Here is a 19720-nt window from a genome sequence, read left to right on the forward strand (position 1 = left end):
TGTTCGACGCTGACCTGGCCCAGCGGGTGGCCGGTGGGGGAGTGCAGGGTGGTGATGCCGTCGCCGGCACCGTGCAGGGCTGCCTCGGTGAGGTGGACGTGCAGCACCACCCGCCGCCGCCGGGATCCTGCTCCTACCGGCGGGTCGGCCGGGCCGCTGGGGTGGCTTGGGTCGGCCGGGTTGCTTGGGTCGGCCGGGTCGCTTGGCAGGGTGTGGTGCTGGCCGCGGGCGAGGAGGCCGAGGGCTTTGGCGCGGCGTACGTCGAGGGGGCTGGTGTCGCCGGCGGTGGCGAGGTCGGCGGCGAGGTCGGCCAGGGCGGTGTCGAGGTCGAGGGCGTCGGCGACCTCGAGGATGGCGTCGAGGTGGCCGGTGGCGATGCCGGCGGGGCCGAGCTCGGAGAGGGCTTGGTGCAGGGTGATGGTGGCGTGGCGGGTCTCGAGGGCCTCCAGGGCGGCTTGGGCGGCGGTCTCGGGGTCGAACCGGATGATGGCCTCCTCGACCAGCCGCCTCAGCACGATCGGGCCGACCCGGCCGGCGAGGTCGGCGACCTGGTCATCGACCCAGGCCGCGCCCTCGACCGGGAGTGCCATGGTGTGCTCGGCGATCCGTAGTGCCCGCCAGGCCGGGACCTGCCCGGCGCGGGTGGCGGCCCACACCCTGGGCAGCCGGTGGCCGAGCTCCAGGCACCGGCCCAGGTAGAGGCGGGCGGCGTCGGTCGACATGCCGGCCACGGCCCCGAACTCGATCACCGCGAACTCCGCCACCCCCGGCGCCCCCGGCCCCGCCAGGGCCAGCTCGCCCTCGCTGCCCGGCAGCGTCGCCGCCCGGTGCATCGAGTCGGGGTGGATCGAGTCGGGGTGGATGGAGTCGGGGGAGTTGAACGCACAGAACTGCAACGCCAGCTCGACCTGGAGGACCTGCTCGAGGGCCTCACGGGCCTTCGAGGCACGAAACTCCGCCAGCAGGCCACCGCTGGAATCCAGCGACACCTCACCAGCAGCGAGTCCCGAGATCGACATGACCCCAGCCCACCACAGACCACCGACAGTTCCACCGCGCGATTCACCGATTCCGATGAGCCACGGGGGAGTCGACCCGCACAATGCGACCGTGAGCGAGCACGACCCGATCCCGCATGCCAGACGGGTGGCGGACCCGAACAGCCCGAAGTACGCGGTCCAGCACGCCGGTGCGCCCAAGCGCGAGCGCCGGTCCGCAGGGGGCTTCGGTGAGGACGCGCTCGACGCGCTCGGCGAGCTACTACTCGGGGGCGTGTGCGTTGCCGTTCTCGCCGGTCTCTCAGCGGCTGTCAGCGTCGGCTGGAAGCACAGCCCGGTGCTTGTCGCCGGAATGGCCGTCGTGCTCGCTTCGTTCCTGGCCTACGGCATCGTGCACATCGTCCGCTCTGCGCGCGGCGGGACTCCGCCCCGGTGGCCCCGGCTCGCATCCGCGGCCGCAGTGAGTGTGGTCGTGGCCGGACTGTGGGCGCTCTACGTCGTCTGATGACAACGAGCGCCGTCCGGGATCGCCAGCCTCAGCGCGGCCCGTCAGGCCCGTAGGACCGCGTCACCGTCGCGACCCGCACCTGATAGTCGGCGTACCACGCATCGCGCCCGCGTCGCTGGGCGACGAGGTGCTCGGCCACCTGCTTCCAGGCCGCCGCCGCGTTGTCGTCGACCCAGTAGGACACGGTGATGCCGAGTCCGTCCCGCGCGGCCTCGATCCCGAGGTAGCCGGGCTGCTCCGCCGCGAGCGCCTCCATCCGCTCCGCGGCCTCGGCGTAGCCGTCATCGCCCTCGGTGCGCAGAGAGGTGAAGATGACGGCGGTGTACGGCGGCTCCGGGGTCGGCGCGATCACGCACCGATGCTAAGCGAGCCCGCGCCCGGACGAGGCCGGACGAGGACTGTCGACGTTCGCCTGCGGCGGGTGGTGCGTTGCTCCTACGCTGCGCGCATGCAGCAGTCGCGCCTCGGGCTCGGCGACCTTGCTCGCCGCTGGCGTACGGGCTCGTCGCGTAGCCAGCTCCAGGTGCTGGGGCTCCTGCTCGTCGGGCTGCTGCTCTGCTTCCTGGTCTCGTGGTTCGAGTACGACTGGCTGCCCAGCGGGGCCTTCCTGCTCTGGCCGCTGGCCGGGCTGACATTGCTCCGGTTCCGTCCGCTGGCCGTGCTCACCGGCGCCACCGCGGTCGCCGCCCTGCTCGCGTACGCGCACAGCAGCCGGTCCCGCGAGCTCGGCCCGGGCGACATCGTCGTGGCGGCTCTGGCCATCGCCATCGTGCTCCGGCAGTCGAGCCAGCAGCGCAGCGGGCTGCCGGTCGGGCTCAGCGAGGCGATGCTGGCCGAGCTTCGCGACCGGCTGCAGAGTCAGGGCCGCATCCCTGCGCTGCCCGAGGGCTGGTGCTCGCAGTCCGCCATGATCGCGGCGGCGGGGACGGGGTATGCGGGCGACTTCCTGGTGGCCGACCTGCGGGACGGAAACCTGCTCGAGCTCGTCCTCGTCGACGTCTGTGGCAAGGGCACGGCCGTCGGCCCGCAGTCGCTCCAGTTCGCCGGCGCGCTGGGCGGACTCATCGGTGCGCTGCCACCGGAGCCGCTGCTACGGGCGGCCAATGAGTTCCTCCTGCGGCAGCAGACGGAGGAGGCCTTCTCGACCGCCGTGCACGTGGCGGTCGACGTGCGCGACGGGAGCTATCGCGTGACGAGCGCCGGCCACCCGCCCGCGCTTCGCTGGTCGGCCGCGGGGGAGGAGTGGGCCGTCGACAACGCCCGTGGCACAGCGCTCGGCGTCATCGACGACCCGGAGTTCCACGCCAGCACGGGTGTCCTGGCGCCGGGCGACGCGCTGATGTTCTACACCGACGGCGTCATCGAACGCAGGCGCTCCGACATCGACGCAGGGATCGACTGGCTGCGGCGCGTGGCCCAGCAGGACGTGCGCCGGCGCGGGTTCGACGGCGCGGCTCAACGCATCCTCGCCAAGGTCGACCGCGGCGACGACGACCGCGCGATCCTCATCCTGTCGCGAGGTCTCTGCTAGGCGTCCGCGTGACGGATACCACATCACGCTCCGTTTGTGCAGTCCCCATCTTGGTCAACGGTTGGGCGGGGAGGCTGACGATGGAGAAGAAGAACCATGAGGAACTTGGTATCGCGGCCTGCTCTCGCGCTCGGATGCGCTGCTGCTCTGACGACGTGGTCGCTGGGCACTCCGGCCTTCGCCGGACAAGGGGCCACCAGCTCGAACGGTGACCACGGGCGTCACACCGGACAGGTGCGGAACGGCGCCACTTCACCCGCTCCGACCCAGACCGGCGCGAGCGGAGGGAAGGCTCGCCCCACCCACGGTCAGGCGGCAGCGCAGCACCACGGGACGGCCAAGGGCACAGGCACGAGCAAGGGCACGCACGACGCCGCAGCTCCGGCACGGTCCACTGACCCGTCGGGCAACAACGGGACGATCAAGATCGACCGGCTCGGCGAGATGGACAGGATCCCGAACAACGTCCCCCACCCGGGCTGCACGTTCCAGGTGGAGTGGTTCGGCTTCGACGGCGGCTCGGACGTCCTGTCGACCGTCAGCTTCACCATGCAGGCGCCGACCCGCGACGTCGGTCTGACGGTCTCGGGTCCGAGCGTCGTGCCGGTCGGCGGCGACGCCGCGAGCGGCGCGGGGACCGCCACCGGTCCGGACGCCGTCCAGGCCTACACCCTCGGTTTCAGCGGCCCGGCGCAGGCCAAGCAGGGCTATCACGTGCGTCTGACCGTCTCGACGCCGCGCTCGCGTGGCAACGACACCAAGACGAAGGTCTTCTGGGTGGCGCCCTGCGTCGCCACCGCGACTCCCGCCCGCGGGGTGGCCGGTACGTACGCCGCCGCCCCCACCAGTGGCGGCCACGCGTCCTCGCCTGCCGGAGCGACGAGCACCTGGCTCTCGGCCCCCTCGATGGCCCAGGCCGTGACCGGCCCGACGACCGGTGTGGCCGCGGAGCGCGGTGCCGTGTCGGCTGACTCGGCGGCGGCTGTGCCGGTCGTGATCGACGCCGGTGAGCAGGGGTCCGTCCTGGGTCGCTGGTCGCACTCGCCGCTCTCGCTGGGCCTCACGCTGGCCGGCCTCCTGCTGGCCGTCGCCTCGGTGGCGCTGCGCCTGCGCCGCCGTGCCTGACCAGGGCACCCGCTCCGGTCGCAACCAGCGACGCCTCCTGCAGGCGTCGCTGGTCGCGGCCCTGGCGGCCGGGCTCCTGCTCGCCGGCCAGGCCTACCGGGCGGGCGGCGAGGGTGGGCCAACCCGACGCGCGACGTCGTACGCCGCTGGGGCCACGTCCTCTCCGCTGCCGACCGAGGTGCGCGCCCCCTGGCGGGCGGGCTCACCACGGAGCCTGCGACTTCCAACGCTGGGCGTGACCGCGCCGGTCGTGCCGGTGCGCGCACCGGGTCGGACGCTCATCCCGCCGAGCGACCCGGCGACCCTCGGCTGGTGGGCCGACGGCGCCCGCCCGGGCGCGCCGCGCGGAAGCGTGCTGATCGCCGGTCACACGGTGCACGGCGCGGGCAAGGGCGCTCTCGAGGACATCGGTCGGCTGACGCCGGGCGCACCGGTCGTCGTGACCACCGCCGGCTCGACGCTGCGCTACGTCGTCGAGCGCGTCCAGGTGTTCGACAAGGCGACGCTGTCGACACAGGCGGCACGACTGTTCCGGCAGGACGGACCCCCGCAGCTGGTGCTGATCACCTGCGCGGACTGGGACGGCAGCCGGTTCCTCAGCAACGTGGTCGTGGTCGCCAGACGGGCGCCGGCAGCAGGTTAGCGAGCGTTGGAATAGCGTGGGTGTGTCGAAGGTTCACCGGATAGTTCAGAATTCAACTAACCGGGTCCACTGAGCCCGTCCCGCGAGGAGCACGCGATGCAGTTCGGAATCTTCACCGTCGGAGACGTCACCACCGATCCCACCACCGGGAAGACGCCCACCGAGCACGAGCGGATCAAGGCCACCGTCGCCATCGCGAAGAAGGCCGAGGAGATCGGTCTCGACGTCTTCGCCACCGGCGAGCACCACAACCCGCCGTTCATCGCCTCGAACCCGACGGCGACGCTCGCCTACATCGGCGCCCAGACGGACAGGATCATCCTGTCGACCGCGACGACCCTCATCACGACGACCGACCCGGTGCTGATCGCCGAGGACTACGCCAAGCTGCAGCACCTCACCGACGGCCGCGTGGACCTGATGATGGGGCGCGGCAACACCGGCCCGGTCTACCCCTGGTTCGGCAAGGACATCCGACAGGGCATCAACCTGGCGATCGAGAACTACGCGTTGCTGCGGCGGCTGTGGAGCGAGGACGTCGTCGACTGGAGCGGCCGCTTCCGCACGCCGCTGCAGGGCTACACCTCGACCCCGCGTCCGCTCGACGGCGTCGCACCGTTCGTCTGGCACGGGTCGATCCGCAGCCCTGAGATCGCCGAGCAGGCGGCGTACTACGGCGACGGCTTCTTCCACAACCACATCTTCTGGCCGGCCAGCCACACCGAGGCGATGGTGCGTCTCTACCGCCAGCGCTTCGAGCGCTACGGACACGGCACGGCCGACCAGGCGATCGTCGGTCTCGGCGGGCAGTTCTTCATGCGCAAGAACAGCCAGGACGCGGTCAAGGAGTTCCGGCCGTACTTCGACAACGCGCCGGTCTACGGCCACGGCCCGTCGCTCGAGGACTTCACCGAGGCCACGCCCTTGACGGTCGGCTCGCCGCAGGAGGTCATCGAGCGCACGCTGTCGTTCCGCGAGTACGTCGGGGACTACCAGCGTCAGCTCTTCCTCGTCGACCACGCCGGCCTCCCGCTCAAGACGGTGCTCGAGCAGCTCGACCTCTACGGCGAGATCCTGCCGACCCTGCGCGAGGAGTTCGCCAAGCTGCGCAAGCCCGGCGTCCCGGAAGCGCCCACCCACGCCTCGCTCGTGGAGAAGGCCGGCGGCGCGAAGGACGCGACCGTGTACGCCGAGGGCGACGCCGCCACCGGCACCAGCGACCGGCCCCTGGGCGACCCGGAGGTCGCCAAGGTCCTGGAGGGCGAGCTGTGAAGAGGATCGTCGTGGTCTCGGCGGGGCTGAGCGTTCCGTCGAGCACCCGGCTCCTCGCCGACATGCTCGGCGAGGCGGCCGTCGACGCCATCCATGATCGCGGCCAGGAGGCGGACGTCGAGATCGTGGAGCTGCGACCCCTGGCCCACGCCCTGGCCGACCACCTGCTCACCGGCTTCCCGACCGGCGAGCTCAAGGCGGCCATCGAGACGGTACGCCGGGCGGACGGCCTGATCGTGGTGACGCCGGTCTTCTCGGCGTCCTACTCGGGGCTGTTCAAGACCTTCTTCGACGTCCTCGAGCTCGGTGTCCTCGACGGCAAGCCGATCGTGGTGGCCGCGACGGCCGGCACGGCCCGGCACTCGCTCGTGCTCGACCACGCCCTGCGACCGCTGTTCAGCTACCTGCACGCGGTCGTCGTGCCGACCGGCGTCTTCGCGGCGAGCGAGGACTTCGGCGCCATCGGTGGAGACGTCGGCACCGGCGACCTCGCGAAGCGGGTCAACCGGGCTGCCAACGAGCTGGCGGCGGTCGTCGCCGGTCCGGGCGACGTCCCGCGGCCCGTGCAGCACCGCCGGTCGGTCGACGAGGAGTTCGCGAGCCCGACCTCGTTCGAGGACCTGCTTCGTGCGGCCAGCGACGGGCCTCCCGAGTACTGACGGGCAGGTCGTCGTCAGGTCCGGTGCGGCACCTGCCGCGACAGCTCCTCGGGCATCGGCTCGTAGTGCGCGAACGCCCGGGTGAACGTGCCGGCCCCGCGGGTCGTGGAGCGCAGGTCGATCGCGTAGCGGATCAGCTCGCGCTGGGGCACGTACGCCCTGATCACGGTCCGCTCCTCGTCGGACTTGTCGGTGCCGAGCAGCCGCGCCCGGCGGGATGACAGGTCGCTCATCACCTGGCCGACCAGGTCGTCGGCCACGACGACCTCCACCTCGTCGTACGGCTCGAGGAGGTTGACGCTCGTCGCCTCCGCCGCCTCGCGCAGCGCGAGGGCGCCGGCGCTCTGGAAGGCCATGTCGGAGGAGTCGACGCTGTGGGACTTGCCGTCCACGAGCGTCACGCGCAGGTCGACCACGGGGTAGCCGGCGCGCACGCCGCGTGCCATCTGCGCGGCGACCCCCTTCTCGACGCTCGGGATGAAGTTGCGCGGGACGGCACCGCCGACCACCTTGTCGACGAACTCGAAGCCGCTGCCCTCCGCGAGCGGCTCGACCAGGATGTCGCAGATGGCGTACTGCCCGTGGCCGCCCGACTGCTTGACGTGCCGGCCGTGCCCCTTCGAGGGGCCGCCGAAGCACTCGCGCAGCGGCACGATGACGTCGCGCTGCTCGACGGTGACGCCGTAGCGTGACTGCAACCGGTCCAGGGCCACCTCGGCGTGCGCCTCACCCATCACCCAGACGATCAGCTGACCGGTCTCGGAGTTGTTCTCGACGCGCAGGCTCGGGTCCTCGGCCGTCAGTCGGGAGAGCGCCGAGGACAGCTTGTCCTCGTCCGAGCGCGTGGCCGCCTCCACGGCGATCGGGAGCAGCGGTGCCGGCATCGACCACGGACGCAGGACCAGCGGGAGCTCGGGGGAGGAGAGGGTGTCGCCCGTCTCGGCCCGCGAGAGGCGCGCGACGAGGCCCAGGTCGCCGGCGACGACGCGGGCCGCGGGCGCCTGGGAAGCCCCGAACGGATAGGCCAGCGCGCCGATCCGCTCATCCTCGTCGTGGTCCTCGTGCACTCCTGCGGCGGCCCCCTCGAACGCCGAGAAGTGCCCGGAGACGTGGACGGGCGCATCCGGGGCCAAGGTCCCCGAGAAGACGCGGACCAGGCTCACCCGACCGAGATAGGGGTCGCTGCTGGTCCGAACGACCTCGGCGACGAGTGGACCCGCGGGGTCGCAGGTCACCGCGGTCGCGACCTTCCCTGACGGGGTGAACACCTCGGGAGGCGTGTGCTCGGGCGGCGCGGGGAAGGCGCGAACACACAGATCGAGCAGCTCCGGTACGCCGACCCCGGTCGTCGCGCACACCGGGATCACCGGGTGGAAGGACCCGCGTGCGATCGCCTTCTCGAGGTCGGCGACGAGCACCTTCTCGTCGATCTCCTCCCCGCCGACATAGCGGTCCATGAGCGACTCGTCCTCGGACTCCTCGATGACCGCCTCGATGAGCTCGCCCCGGCGAGCGTCCTCCTGGATCTGCGCCGAGTCGCCGGTGATGAGCCCGGTGAGCGAGTCCCCGGTGACGACGTACACCGGGAGCACGCCGGGCCCGAACGCGTCCTGGGCCTCCGCGAGCACGCGGGCGGGATCGGATCGCGGGTGGTCCAGCTTGGTCAGGACGACCGCGCGCGGCATGCCGACGTCGCCGCACTCGCGCCACAGCCGCCGGGTGTTGTCGTCGACCCCGTCGTTGGCGGCGATCACGAAGAGCGCGCAGTCTGCGGCCCGCAGCCCGGCGCGCACCTCGCCCACGAAGTCGGCGTAGCCGGGTGTGTCGACGAGGTTGATCTTCACGCCGTCGTGAACGGCGGGCGCCACCGCGAGGGAGATCGAGCGGCCGTGGGCCTGCTCGGCGTCCTCGGTGTCACAGACGGTGGTGCCCTCGGCGACGGAGCCGGCACGGACGATGGCGCCCACGTGAGCGAGCAGGGCCTCGACGAGAGAGGTCTTTCCTGATTGGGAGGGCCCGACGAGAACGACGTTGCGGATCCCGTCGGGCCCCGATGCGTCCACGTCTTGGGTGGTCGCCTTTCGAGTGCTCTTCTCGGCCATGGGTCAAACAAACTCCTGTGCGACCCGCCGCACAAGGCCGGACTTGGATCAGGCCGGGATCAGGCCGGGATCAGGCCGGGATCACGCCGGCATCCGTCCGGGGAGCTCACGGCTTCGCGTCCGGATAGATGCTGCGCGTCTCAGCGCGCCGGTCGCGGCTCGTGAACCAGCCGGCCACGCGGATCGGCGGCAGCAGCTTGGCGATCGAGAGCGCGGCGAACGCGACGGTGTTGACGGACACGAAGGTCACCAGCACCAGGTAGGCCTCGGAGTGCAGGAGGCTCTCGGGCAGCAACCGGAAGCCGAGGATCAGGGGGCTCATGCGGCGCCTTCCGTCCGGTCGGCCTGCGTGGCCTCACGCTGGACGTGCGTCCAGCCGGCGGTGCGGCCCAGTGAGATGTCGAGGACGCCCTTGACGTAGGCCAGCTGCAGGAACGCGTCGAAGAACAGCTCGGGGAAGATCGCCATCGAAACCAGCCGGGCCGCCCAGCCGCCGCGCCACACGGTCACCAGCCGCTCGACCATGAAGATCACGCCGAGCCCGATCCAGAAGGTGAACCAGATCCAGTGGCTGCTGGCGAACAGCATGACGACCAGCAGCAGGAAGTAGGCCCACAGCGCGAAGACGCCGTACCCGATCGCGAGCTGCTGCGCCCAGTAGCGGAAGGTCTGCGGCGTGACGCCGTACGCGCCGAGGTTCTCGAGGGCACCGCGCTGCCAGCGCAGGCGCTGGTGCCAGAGCAGGCGCCAGCTCGGCATCAGCTCGGTCACGACCGTGCACTCGGCGGGGGAGATGGTGAGCGCGCCGAGTGACTTGAGTGCGATCGTGAGCTCGTTGTCCTCGGTGAGCGCCGCGGTGTCGTAGACGTCGCCGTTCCGGCCGGGGATCGTGTGCCCGCGCTGCTCGGCGACGGTGCGCAGCGCGCGTGGCCGGAAGAGCGAGGCGGTGCCGGTCAGCACGAAGACCTTGCCTCGGCGCCGCCGCAGCTCGCGGGCGTAGCGGATGTACTCGTTGCGCTGGAACTGGCCGATCAGCCCGTGTCCGTCCTCACCGTAGAAGACACCGCCGACCGCCATCAGCCCGCGGTCGTCGGTGAAGCGCCGTACGGCGGAGGCGAGGAAGCCCTGGTCGAGCATCGTGTCGGCGTCCATCACCATCACCACGTCGTTCTCGCCCTGTCCTGGGAGCAGGTGACGTAGTGCCTGGTTGAGGGCGCCGCCCTTCTTGTGGGTGTTGTCGACCGACTCGAACACCTCGGCACCGTGGGCGCGCGCCACCTCGACGGTCCGATCGGTGCAGTTGTCCGCGACGACCACCACGCGCTGCGGCGGGGGCTGCTGCTGCGCGAGGGAGGTGAGCGTCGCACCGAGCGAGGCCTCCTCGTTGTGAGCCGGGACCAGGACGGTGACCGTCACCTCGCCGTCGAACCGGCCACGGGTCTCGTCCATCACGACCCGCGGCGCCAGCGGCGTGCCGTGGGGGTTGGTCGAGCGCCGGGCGTTCGTGATGATGCGGTGCTCGAGGTAGGCGAGCCCCGCGGCGCACAGCAACGAGACGCTGATCGCGATCTCGAGGATGCGGAGGGTGGGCGCCTGCGTGTCGTAGAGCACGCGCCACGCGCCGAACAGGACGCCTCCGCGCTCGTCACCTCGCGGAACGTCGGAACGCGCCACGGCCAGCCACAGCAGAACTGCGGCGGCGCCGGTCAGGCCGAGGACGATGAGACCGACGAGCCGTTCGAGTCCGTTCCTCACGCGGGCTTAACTTACTCGGTGGCGCGAGGTGACGACGTATCGACGAGGTGGGCGAGCAGCGCGTCGGCCGACATCGGGCACGACAGCAGGTTGCCCTGGACGAGGTCGACGCCGGCGGTGCGGGCGATCTCGAGCTGCTCGTCGGTCTCGATGCCCTCGAGCAGGACGACCGTGCCGAGCTCGTGCAGCATCGCGACCGTGTGCCGCAGCAGGACGAGCCCGCGGTCGCCGAGCAGCAGGAAGCCCCGGTCGAGCTTGACCCAGGTCCAGTCCCGCCGGGCGAGCAGCCGCAGTCGGGACACCCCCGTCCCGAGGTCGTCGATCGCGATCCCGAGACCGGCCGCCTGAAGGCGATCCAGCGCGAGCTCCTGCTCCTCGCCCCAAGCGGTCTCGTCCCCTCGCTCGGTGACCTCCAGGAGAACCTGGGCGGGACAGGACCTCGAGCGGTCGACCAGCCACTGGAGGAAGGGGCTGCCGGGCCAGATCTGGGCGGGTTCGAGGTTGACCGTGACCGTCATGCTCCGACCCAGGCGCAGGGAGGCGACCGACGCGGTCGTCAGGGCCTGCTCGGCGACCTGCCGCATCACTGTGTCGAGCGCCCCGATGCGGGTCGCGGAGCCCACGACGTGCAACGGGCTCAGGGCGCCGTGCTCAGGCAGCTGCCCGCGCAGCAGCGCCTCCCACCCGACGAGATCACCCGAGGCGAGCTCGACGATCGGCTGGTAGGCGACGTCGAGGCCCTGCTGCAGCAGGCCACCGACGATCTCGTCGTCGGAGGGGGGTGGGGTGGCTGACACGGACCGAGCCTAGGCCCGGCGTACCCCTAGTGCCTGTAGGTCCCGACCAAGATGGCCCGCGCGGCGGTCTTGAAGGCCAGGTTGAACCCCACGACCGCTGGGGTGGCGTCGCCGTCGACGCCGAGCGACTCCTCGGTCACCGCGTGGACCACGAAGTAGTAGCGGTGCACCTGGTCGCCGGGCGGCGGGGCCGCGCCCGTGAAGCTCTTGGTGCCGACGTCGTTGCGGACGTGGAACGCTCCGTCGGGCAGGGAGTCGTCGCCGGCGCCCGCGCCCGCCTCGAGGGACGTCACGTCGGCAGGGATGTCGACGGCGAGCCAGTGCCAGAAGCCGCTGACGACGGGCGCGTCGGGGTCGTAGCAGGTGACCACGTAGCTACGGGTGCCCTCCGGCCCGGGCTCCCAGGACAACTGCGGCGAGGTGTTGCCTCCGTCGGCGACCTGGGCCGCGCCGAGGGGCTGCCCCGCCGTCACGTCGGTGCTGGTCACGGAGAAGGAGGGGACGACGGGCAGGAGCTCGTACGGGTCGGGCTTGACCGGGCGGTCGAGGGACATGGCACTCCTTGGTCGGGGTCCGGGTCGGGCGATTCGACCCTAGTCCGGTGGGTGAACGGTCGTCACCGGGTGAAGTACGCCGGGGCGGTTGAATAGCGCCCGTGGACCATCCTCCCTACCCGTCCGGTCTCCGGCTCGCCGGCCGTCGCGTCGTCGTCGTCGGGGGCGGCCACGTCGCGCAGCGCCGGATCCCCGCGCTGATCGCCGCCGGCGCCGAGATCGAGGTCGTCTCGCCGCAGGTCACCCCGGCGATCGAGGGCATGCTCGGGTCGGGGGAGCTGCGCTGGACGCGGCGGGGCTTCGAGGCCGCGGACCTCGAAGGCGCGTGGTACGCCGTGTGCGCGACCGACGACGAGGTCGTCAACGAAGCGGTCAGTGCCGCCGCGGAGGAGCGCCGGATCTTCTGCGTCCGCTCCGACGACGCCCTCGCCGCCACCGCCTGGACGCCCGCGGTCGGCCGACACGGGGGAGTCACCGTCGCCGTGCTCAGCAACCGGGAGCCACGCCGTTCGGCGACGGTCCGAGACGAGATCCTCGCGGGGCTGCGCGACGGCAGCCTCGACGCCCGGCACCAGCGCCCGCAGACACCTGGAGTGATCCTGGTCGGCGGCGGCCCGGGCGACCCGGACCTGGTGTCGGTCGCCGGGCGCAAGGCCCTCATGGAGGCGGACGTCGTCGTGGCCGACCGGCTGGCGCCGCGCGAGCTCCTCTCCCAGCTGCCGTCCGACGTCGAGCTCGTCGACGTCGCCAAGCTGCCCCGCGGGCGCTCCGCCCAGCAGGAGGAGATCAACCGGGTCATCGTCGAGCGTGCGCTCGCGGGCAAGTCGGTCGTGCGCTTCAAGGGCGGGGACAGCTTCGTGTTCGGGCGCGGCTACGAGGAGGTCATCGCCTGCCGGGCAGCGGGCGTCCCCGTCACCGTGATCCCCGGGCTCACCTCGCCCGTCGCCGTGCCGGGGATGGCCGGCATCCCCGTCACGCATCGCGGGGTGGCGCACGAGTTCACCGTCATCTCGGGGCACCTGCCGCCCGGACATCCCGAGTCGCTCACGAACTGGTCGGCGGTCGCCGGTCTCGCCGGCACGCTCGTGCTGATGATGGCGGTCGAGAACGCGCCGGCGATCGCGTCGGCGCTGCTGCAGGCCGGACGGCCGACGGCGACACCCGTGGCCGTCGTCTGCGACGGGACGATGCCGACGGAGAGGACCGTGCTCGCCACCCTGGGCACGCTCGCCGCCCGGCTCGAACAGGAGTCCGTCAAGCCGCCGGCGATCATCGTGGTCGGCGAGGTCGTCCGGGTCGCGCACCCAGAGGCGTTCTGAGTCCCGTGCGCACGGCAGTCGTGGGAGGCAACGGCAAGACCGGCCGCGCGGTGCGCGATGCCCTGGCGCGACGTGGCGTCGACTCGGTCAGCATCGGGCGCGGGGAGTGGCCGACCCTCGCGTCCGCGATGGCGGGATGCGAGTCGGCGTACCTGATCGCGCCGAACCTGCACCCCGACGAGCCCGCGTACGTCGCCGAGGCGCTCGCTGCGATGCGGACGGCGGGTGTGACGCGGGTCGTCTACCACTCGGTCGCGTCGCCGTACGCCCCACAGATGCCCCACCACCTCGGCAAGGCCAGGTCGGAGGACCTGGTGCGCCGCTCCGGACTGAGCTGGACGATCCTGCAGCCGGGTGCCTACCTGCAGAACCTGGACCTCGGGGCGGACCTCGCGGTGCCGTACGACGTCCATGCCGTCTTCGGCTTCGCCGACCTGGGCGAAGTGGGTGAGGCGGCGGGCGTCGTGCTGACCGAGGACGGCCACGTCGGGGCGACCTACGAGCTCGCCTCCCGTGTCGCGAGCCCCGCCGACCTCGCCGCGGAGACCGGCCATCGGGCCGCGCGCGTCGAGGTGGCGGTGGACCATCCGTGGCTGCGGGCCATGTTCGACTACTACGACCGCCACGGGCTGCCGGTGGGGACGCGGCCCCTCAGCATGCTCCTCGGCCGCCCGTAGGCATCCACGTTCCGTCCGCCTCGGACGCTCGCGGGCCCCTACGCTGGCGGCATGCCGACCCGGTTCCTGCCGACCGGGGACCGTCACCGGGTGACGACCCTGGAGCTGCTCTTCGACCTCGTCTTCGTGTACGCGATCACGGCCGTGAGCGAGAGCATCACCGACCGGCTCAGCATGCGCGGCCTGGCCGAGGGACTGGTGACCATGGCGCTGATCTGGTTCGGCTGGTCGGCATACGCGTGGCTGGGCAACCAGGCGCGCGCCGACGAGGGGCCGCTGCGTCTGGCCATGTACTTCGCGATGGCGGGCTACTTCGTCGTCGCACTCACGATCCACGAGGCCTTCGACGACCTTCCGGGCGGCCTCCCCGGTCCGGTCGTGTTCGTGGCGGCGTACGCCGTGATCAGGCTCGCCCACCTGGTGATCTACTGGCTGGCCGCCGACGGCGACTCCGATCTGCGCCGCACGATCCAGATGGCGCTCGCCACGACGTCCGTCGCCGTCGTCGTGCTCTTCGCCGGGGCGTTCGTGGACCCGCACGCCCGCCTGCTCGTCTGGACCGTCGCGGTGCTGGTCGACTATGTCGGCGTCTACGTGGGCGCGACGCGGGGCTGGCACGTCGCGGCGCCGGGCCACTTCGCGGAGCGGCACGGGTTGGTCATGATCATCGCGATCGGCGAGTCGGTCGTCAGCGTCGGCACTGCGGTGTCGCACAGCGCGATCGACTGGCCGCTCCTGGCCGGCGGACTGCTCGGCGTCGCGCTTGCGATCGCGCTCTGGCGCACCTACTTCAACGCGATCGCCGTCGCCGTCGAGCGCGGCCTCCGGGATGTGACCGGGGACGCCCGGACTCGCATGGCACGTGACGTGTTCACCTATCTCCACATGCCGGCCGTGACCGGCATCGTGCTGATGGCCGTGGGGCTCCGCGTCATGCTGGGACTCGCCGCCGAGGACGGGGTCTGGACGCATGCCCAGGTGCCCGGGGTCGTCATGGTGACGCTGTACGGAGGCGCGGCGCTCTACCTGGTCTCGCTGTCGGCCCTGCGCTGGCGTGTGCTGGGAAGCCCCAGCATCCCGCGGCTGGTCGTCGCCACCTGGCTCGTCGTTGCGGGGGCCTGCCTGTCCTTCGCGCCGGCGATGCCGCTCTTGAACGTCGCGACCGTGACCCTGACCTTCGTCGGCCTGATCTGCTTCGACGCCGTTGCGTACGGCCGCGTCACCCGGGACATGCGCCTCGGTGACGAGATCGCATGACCGTCCCTCAGCGTCGAGCGGTCACGTAGCAGGCGACCGCGGCGGCGGCGGCGACGTTGAGCGAGTCCACACCCGCGTGCATCGGGATGTTCGCCCGGCGCGACGCCGCCTGCTCCCAGTGCTTCGACAGTCCGTGGCCCTCGGAGCCGAGCACGAGGGCCACCTTGTCGAGCCCGGTGACGGCCTCCTCGAGCTCGACCGAGTCCTCTGCGAGCGTCAGTGCGACGGTGGTGAAGCCCGCCGCGTCGAGGGCGGGGAGGGCGTCGTGCCAGTCCGGCAGGCGGGTCCAGGGCACGGAGAAGACCGTGCCCATCGCGACCTTGATGGAGCGGCGGTAGAGCGGGTCGGCACAACGCGGCGCCAGCAGCACCGCGTCGAAGCCGAGTCCGGCCGCGCAGCGGAAGATCGCGCCGACGTTCGTGTGGTCGACGACGTCCTCGAGCACGAGCACGGAGCGGGCCCCGTCGAGCACCGACTCGACCGTGGGCAGCGGACGCCGCGCGAGCGACGCCAGCGCTCCTCGGTGGACGTGGAAGCCGGTCACCTGCTCGGCCAGCGCCTCCGACACGACGTAGCAGGGAGCGTCCGAGGCGTCGAGCACGTCGGCGAGGCCGTCGAGCCACCGCGGCGCCATGAGGAACGAGCGAGCGGAGAAGCCGGCCTCTGCGGCGCGCCGGACGACCTTCTCGCCCTCGGCGAGGAAGAGGCCCTCCGCCGCCTCGAGCGACTTGCGGAGCTCGACATCGCGCAGGTCGCGGTAGTCGGCGAGGCGCGGGTCCTCGGGGGAGTCGATCTCGACCAGGGTCGCCATCAGGCGGTCGCGCCGACCGGCCACTCCGGCGGGAACTCGTCGGCCAGCTTGTCGTGCTCCTTGCGCAGCTTCTTGCGGTTGCGGTCGGAGATCCGGTCCCCGAAGACGACGCCCTGGGTGTGGTCGGTCTCGTGCTGCAGGCAGCGGGCGAGCAGGCCGTCGCCCTGGAACGTCACGGGCTCACCGTCGAGCCCGGCGCCGTCGACGCGGGCAGTGTCGGGACGGGCGCACGAGACGAAGGCACCCGGGTAGGACAAGCAGCCCTCCAGGTCCTCGTCGAGGACGCGGTCGCGCCCTTCAGGCAGGGTGACGACCGGGTTGCAGACGACGCCGACCCAGCGCTCGCCGGCGGCGTCGGGGCAGTCGAACACGAACATCGCCACGTCCTCGCCGATCTGGCACGCGGCGAGCCCGACGCCCTCGGCGGCGTACATCGTGGCCACCATGTCTGCGGCGAGCTGGCGCAGCGCGTCGTCGAAGACCGTCACCTGCTGCTGGCGCCGGTGCATCACCTCGGTGCCCCAACGGGTCATCGGCCGCACGGCGCCGCCGGTGGGCAGCTGGCCGTACGGCGCGTGCTCGGGTGCGTTCTCCTCAGCCATGGGTGGGAGGTTAGCCGCGGCGTCACCCGGCCCGGAAATGCTGTCGATACCGAGAACTGAGGAACCTTTCGCGGGTGCTCGGGGCCGGCATCCGGCGAAACCTACGTTTCGAACGAGCTGTCGCTTTCCGTGTCACATCTCGGGCTCGCACTGCCCCATGGGGAGGCATCATGTCGCGCAGTCGACACGCCCGGACCGCCACGTCTCGCTCGAGGCTTCGCCTGCGGGGTCCGCTCGCTGCGCTGACCGCCATGACCTGGGCAGTCGCGTCGCTCGCCGCCGCCACCCCGGCACTCGCGGACCCCCCGCAGGCCAACGACGACAACGTCGTCGCCGTCGTCGGGACCCCCCTGACGTTCAACGTGCTCGACAACGACACCGACCCGGACCTGGACACACTCACGATGAGCGTGAGCAGCTCGCCCACCCTCGGGACCGTCACCTGTACGCCGGCCGGCGACTGCACCTACACCCCGACGGGCGGACCTGGCTCGGACGAGTTCACCTACACCGCCTCCGACGGCACCAGCACGGCGACGGCGACGGTCTTCGTCGAGGTCGACGCGAGCCCCGCACCAGCGATCACGTCTGCTGGCCCGCTCACCCGGATCGAGACCTCCCCGGTCCTCAACTGCGCCGTGAACCACGCCGGTGACGGCTCGGGGGAGTTCTACGGCGACAACGCGTGCGGCACGTTCCTGGTGGTCGACGGCACGAGGTACTCACCCGACTCGATCCCGGCGGGCAGCGGGGCGGTGGGGACGCCGTGGACGCCGGTGAGCCAGAGTCCGGTCACGGGCAGCGGCACCGCGGCCAGCCCGTACCAGGTCGTGACCACGGTCGCCGCGGGAAGCAGCGGCGTCTCGCTGATCCAGACCGACAGCTACGTGGTGGGCCAGGAGTCCTACCGCACAGCGATCCAGATCAAGAACGGCTCGACGGCGCGTACGGTGCGCCTCTACCGCGCGGCCGACTGCTACCTCAACGACTCCGATTCCGGCAAGGGAGCAGTGGACGCCGCCACGGGCGCAGTGGCATGCACCGCGCCCGCCTCCGGGCGTATCGAGCAGTGGTTCCCGCTCACGGCGGGCTCGCACTACCTCGAGACGGACTTCTCGGACGTGTGGGCCGCCATCAGCGCCAACGCGGTGTTCCCGAACACCTGCGACTGCGACGTCGACCAGGACAACGGCGCCGGGTTGCAGTGGGACGTAGCCCTCGCCGCCAACGCGACCTCGACCGTGTCGAGCCTCATCACCTTCTCCCCGACGGGTGCGCAGCCTTTGGTCACGACCAAGAGCGTCGATGCCTCCACCGTCGGAGTCGGTGACCAGGTGCACTACACCATCAAGCTGACCAACCCGGGGGCCGTGGCCGCCCACGTCACGCAGATCAGCGACACGCTGCCCGCCGGGTTCGCCTACGTGACCGGCACCACCACCGGAGCGACGACGGCCGACCCGACACAGGCGGCGGGCACCCTGACCTGGCCCGTCTCCGCCACAGTGGCCGGCGGTGGAGCGGTCACGCTGACCTTCGCCGCGACAGCGGGCGCCACTGCGGGCACGTACTACAACAACGCGACGGGTCAGGCATCGGACGACTTCGTCGTCCCCTCAGGCGACACGGCGCCGGTGACCGTGTCCACGGTCCCCGTGAACCACGCTCCGGTCGCGGTCGACGACACCTTGACGACGCTCCAGGACACCGCGGGCACGGTCAACGTGGTCGCCAACGACACCGACAGCGACGGCGACACGCTGAGCGTGACCGGGCACGGTACGCCGGCCCACGGCACGGTGTCCTGCACCGCGACCGGCTGCACCTACACCCCGGCGGCCGGCTACAGCGGCACCGACTCCTTCACCTACACGGTCTCCGATGGGCACGGCGGCACCGCCACCGGCACCGTCAACGTCACCGTGACCCACGTCAACCACAACCCGGCCGCCGTCAATGACACCCTGACGACGCTCCAAGACACCGCGGGCACGGTCAACGTGGTCGCCAACGACACCGACAGTGACGGCGACACGCTGAGCGTGACCGGGCACGGTACGCCGGCCCACGGCACGGTGTCCTGCACCGCGACCGGCTGCACCTACACCCCGGCGGCCGGCTACAGCGGCACCGACTCCTTCACCTACACGGTCTCCGACGGGCACGGCGGCACCGCCACCGGCACCGTCAACGTCACCGTGACCCACGTCAACCACAACCCGGCCGCCGTCAACGACACCTTGACGACGCTCCAGGACACCGCGGGCACGGTCAACGTGGTCGCCAACGACACCGACAGCGACGGCGACACGCTGAGCGTGACCGGGCACGGTACGCCGGGCCACGGCACGGTGTCCTGCACCGCGACCGGTTGCACCTACACCCCGGCGGCCGGCTACAGCGGCACCGACTCCTTCACCTACACGGTCTCCGACGGGCACGGCGGCACCGCCACCGGCACCGTCAACGTCACCGTGAGCTCGACCGCGACGCCGACGACCGACGTCTCGATCGTGAAGGTCGCGCTCGGCGCGACGGTCCGGGTCGGGAACACGACAGGCTGGCAGCTGAAGGTGAGGAACAGCTCGGGCGTCGCGGCGCAGCACGTGGTGGTGACCGACGTCCTGCCCCGGGAGTTCCGGTACTGGAAGACCACCGGCTCCGGGTGTGCTGCGACGCACTCCGCGGCGCTCGGCACCACCTCGCTGCGGTGCGAGCTGGGCACGCTGCTCCCGAACCAGACCCGCGTGCTCGTGGTCCAGGGCGCGTTCGTCGCCCCGGGGGTCATCTCCAACACGGCGCGCGTGAGCGCGGATCGTGACCCGGCGCTCGCGAACAACGTGTCCACCGCCTCGGCCCGCGCGAAGGGCCAGCGCTGCACGATCGTGGGCACGTTCGGGAACGACCACCTCCACGGGACGCGTCGCCACGACGTCGTCTGCGGCCTGGGCGGCAACGACCGCATCGACACTCGCGGCGGAGGGAGGGACGTGGTCTACGGCAACGACGGCCACGACAAGTGCCTGGGCGACAGGCGTGACGACGTACGGGGTTGATGCCCGTGTCGTGACGCGCGGAGCCTGTGACCCGCCGCACCCGGGCGACTGTAG

At 71.6% G+C, this 19720-nt stretch carries 18 protein-coding genes and 1 pseudogene; 10 read left to right on the top strand and 9 right to left on the bottom strand.

Annotation, left to right across the window (positions count from 1 at the left end; genetic code table 11):
- Window positions 1-1019 (bottom strand): annotated as a pseudogene (locus tag ABD205_RS18930) (hypothetical protein); the annotation flags it as partial.
- A 91-nt stretch (window positions 1020-1110) separates the two neighbouring features.
- Here ABD205_RS18930 and ABD205_RS18935 point away from each other — a divergent pair.
- Window positions 1111-1503 (top strand): hypothetical protein, encoded by a 393-nt coding sequence (locus ABD205_RS18935; protein WP_344047556.1) that lies wholly within the window; start codon window positions 1111-1113, stop codon window positions 1501-1503.
- A 31-nt stretch (window positions 1504-1534) separates the two neighbouring features.
- Here the strand turns inward: ABD205_RS18935 and ABD205_RS18940 are convergent, their stop codons facing one another.
- A complete protein-coding gene (locus tag ABD205_RS18940; protein WP_344047557.1) occupies window positions 1535-1858 on the bottom strand; it encodes an antibiotic biosynthesis monooxygenase family protein in 324 nt (107 codons plus the stop codon).
- Between the two features lie 96 nt (window positions 1859-1954).
- On the opposite strand from ABD205_RS18940, the gene ABD205_RS18945 reads away from it, so the two are divergent.
- The 5 genes from ABD205_RS18945 (at window position 1955) to ABD205_RS18965 (ending at window position 6736) form a co-directional block, all read left to right on the top strand.
- Window positions 1955-3037: a PP2C family protein-serine/threonine phosphatase gene (locus tag ABD205_RS18945; protein ID WP_344047558.1), complete on the top strand. Its 1083-nt coding sequence runs from the start codon at window positions 1955-1957 to the stop codon at window positions 3035-3037.
- A 96-nt stretch (window positions 3038-3133) separates the two neighbouring features.
- Window positions 3134-4162, top strand: coding sequence for a hypothetical protein (locus ABD205_RS18950; protein ID WP_344047560.1), 1029 nt, complete (start codon window positions 3134-3136; stop codon window positions 4160-4162).
- Entirely contained in the window at window positions 4155-4805 is a 651-nt protein-coding gene (locus ABD205_RS18955; protein WP_344047562.1) for a class F sortase, read from the top strand. Before ABD205_RS18950 ends, ABD205_RS18955 begins: the two co-directional genes overlap by 8 nt.
- A 96-nt stretch (window positions 4806-4901) precedes the next feature.
- Window positions 4902-6077 (top strand): LLM class flavin-dependent oxidoreductase, encoded by a 1176-nt coding sequence (locus tag ABD205_RS18960; protein WP_344047563.1) that lies wholly within the window; start codon window positions 4902-4904, stop codon window positions 6075-6077.
- Entirely contained in the window at window positions 6074-6736 is a 663-nt protein-coding gene (locus tag ABD205_RS18965; protein WP_344047565.1) for an FMN reductase, read from the top strand. Before ABD205_RS18960 ends, ABD205_RS18965 begins: the two co-directional genes overlap by 4 nt.
- A gap of 14 nt (window positions 6737-6750) precedes the next feature.
- Here ABD205_RS18965 and ABD205_RS18970 read toward each other — a convergent pair whose 3' ends face one another.
- From ABD205_RS18970 to ABD205_RS18990, 5 genes are all read right to left on the bottom strand, one after another.
- Window positions 6751-8838 (bottom strand): elongation factor G-like protein EF-G2, encoded by a 2088-nt coding sequence (locus tag ABD205_RS18970; RefSeq protein ID WP_344047567.1) that lies wholly within the window; start codon window positions 8836-8838, stop codon window positions 6751-6753.
- Window positions 8839-8944: 106 nt separating this feature from the next.
- Window positions 8945-9160, bottom strand: coding sequence for a hypothetical protein (locus tag ABD205_RS18975; protein ID WP_344047569.1), 216 nt, complete (start codon window positions 9158-9160; stop codon window positions 8945-8947).
- Window positions 9157-10593 (bottom strand): glycosyltransferase family 2 protein, encoded by a 1437-nt coding sequence (locus tag ABD205_RS18980; protein ID WP_344047571.1) that lies wholly within the window; start codon window positions 10591-10593, stop codon window positions 9157-9159. The genes ABD205_RS18975 and ABD205_RS18980 overlap by 4 nt, the downstream gene beginning before the upstream one ends.
- Window positions 10594-10604: 11 nt before the next feature.
- The gene (locus tag ABD205_RS18985) at window positions 10605-11390 is read right to left on the bottom strand and encodes an EAL domain-containing protein (protein WP_344047573.1); all 786 of its coding nucleotides are present in this window, start codon (window positions 11388-11390) and stop codon (window positions 10605-10607) included.
- Between the two features lie 26 nt (window positions 11391-11416).
- Complete coding sequence (locus ABD205_RS18990; RefSeq protein WP_344047575.1) at window positions 11417-11944, bottom strand: YbhB/YbcL family Raf kinase inhibitor-like protein; 528 nt, start codon at window positions 11942-11944, stop codon at window positions 11417-11419.
- A 101-nt stretch (window positions 11945-12045) separates the two neighbouring features.
- Here ABD205_RS18990 and cobA point away from each other — a divergent pair, with 101 nt between their 5' ends.
- The 3 genes from cobA to ABD205_RS19005 are packed head-to-tail and all read left to right on the top strand — an operon-like array spanning window position 12046 to window position 15197.
- Window positions 12046-13263, top strand: a complete 1218-nt coding sequence (gene cobA / locus ABD205_RS18995) for a uroporphyrinogen-III C-methyltransferase (protein ID WP_344047576.1) — start codon at window positions 12046-12048, stop codon at window positions 13261-13263.
- Window positions 13264-13268: 5 nt separating this feature from the next.
- Window positions 13269-13940, top strand: a complete 672-nt coding sequence (locus tag ABD205_RS19000; RefSeq protein WP_344047578.1) for an SDR family oxidoreductase — start codon at window positions 13269-13271, stop codon at window positions 13938-13940.
- A gap of 51 nt (window positions 13941-13991) precedes the next feature.
- The gene (locus ABD205_RS19005; protein ID WP_344047580.1) at window positions 13992-15197 is read left to right on the top strand and encodes a low temperature requirement protein A; all 1206 of its coding nucleotides are present in this window, start codon (window positions 13992-13994) and stop codon (window positions 15195-15197) included.
- A 7-nt stretch (window positions 15198-15204) separates the two neighbouring features.
- Here ABD205_RS19005 and ABD205_RS19010 read toward each other — a convergent pair whose 3' ends face one another.
- Both ABD205_RS19010 and def read right to left on the bottom strand, forming a co-directional pair.
- Window positions 15205-16008 (bottom strand): TrmH family RNA methyltransferase, encoded by an 804-nt coding sequence (locus ABD205_RS19010; RefSeq protein WP_344047582.1) that lies wholly within the window; start codon window positions 16006-16008, stop codon window positions 15205-15207.
- A complete protein-coding gene (def, locus tag ABD205_RS19015; RefSeq protein ID WP_344047584.1) occupies window positions 16008-16610 on the bottom strand; it encodes a peptide deformylase in 603 nt (200 codons plus the stop codon). The genes ABD205_RS19010 and def overlap by 1 nt, the downstream gene beginning before the upstream one ends.
- A gap of 251 nt (window positions 16611-16861) precedes the next feature.
- On the opposite strand from def, the gene ABD205_RS19020 reads away from it, so the two are divergent.
- The gene (locus ABD205_RS19020; RefSeq protein ID WP_344047586.1) at window positions 16862-19666 is read left to right on the top strand and encodes an Ig-like domain-containing protein; all 2805 of its coding nucleotides are present in this window, start codon (window positions 16862-16864) and stop codon (window positions 19664-19666) included.
- Window positions 19667-19720: the final 54 nt, after the last annotated feature.

The organism is Nocardioides panacihumi, assembly GCF_039530925.1.
GTDB lineage: Bacteria > Actinomycetota > Actinomycetes > Propionibacteriales > Nocardioidaceae > Nocardioides > Nocardioides panacihumi.

Excerpts from the sequence above, each read along its gene's own strand:
- ABD205_RS18945 (WP_344047558.1), top strand. The coding sequence starts at position 1,955 with ATGCAGCAGTCGCGCCTCGGGCTCGGCGACCTTGCTCGCCGCTGGCGT.
- ABD205_RS18950 (WP_344047560.1), top strand. The coding sequence starts at position 3,134 with ATGAGGAACTTGGTATCGCGGCCTGCTCTCGCGCTCGGATGCGCTGCT.
- ABD205_RS18960 (WP_344047563.1), top strand. The coding sequence starts at position 4,902 with ATGCAGTTCGGAATCTTCACCGTCGGAGACGTCACCACCGATCCCACC.
- ABD205_RS18970 (WP_344047567.1), bottom strand. The coding sequence starts at position 8,838 with ATGGCCGAGAAGAGCACTCGAAAGGCGACCACCCAAGACGTGGACGCA.
- ABD205_RS18975 (WP_344047569.1), bottom strand. The coding sequence starts at position 9,160 with ATGAGCCCCCTGATCCTCGGCTTCCGGTTGCTGCCCGAGAGCCTCCTG.
- ABD205_RS18990 (WP_344047575.1), bottom strand. The coding sequence starts at position 11,944 with ATGTCCCTCGACCGCCCGGTCAAGCCCGACCCGTACGAGCTCCTGCCC.
- ABD205_RS19005 (WP_344047580.1), top strand. The coding sequence starts at position 13,992 with ATGCCGACCCGGTTCCTGCCGACCGGGGACCGTCACCGGGTGACGACC.
- ABD205_RS19010 (WP_344047582.1), bottom strand. The coding sequence starts at position 16,008 with ATGGCGACCCTGGTCGAGATCGACTCCCCCGAGGACCCGCGCCTCGCC.
- def (WP_344047584.1), bottom strand. The coding sequence starts at position 16,610 with ATGGCTGAGGAGAACGCACCCGAGCACGCGCCGTACGGCCAGCTGCCC.
- ABD205_RS19020 (WP_344047586.1), top strand. The coding sequence starts at position 16,862 with ATGACCTGGGCAGTCGCGTCGCTCGCCGCCGCCACCCCGGCACTCGCG.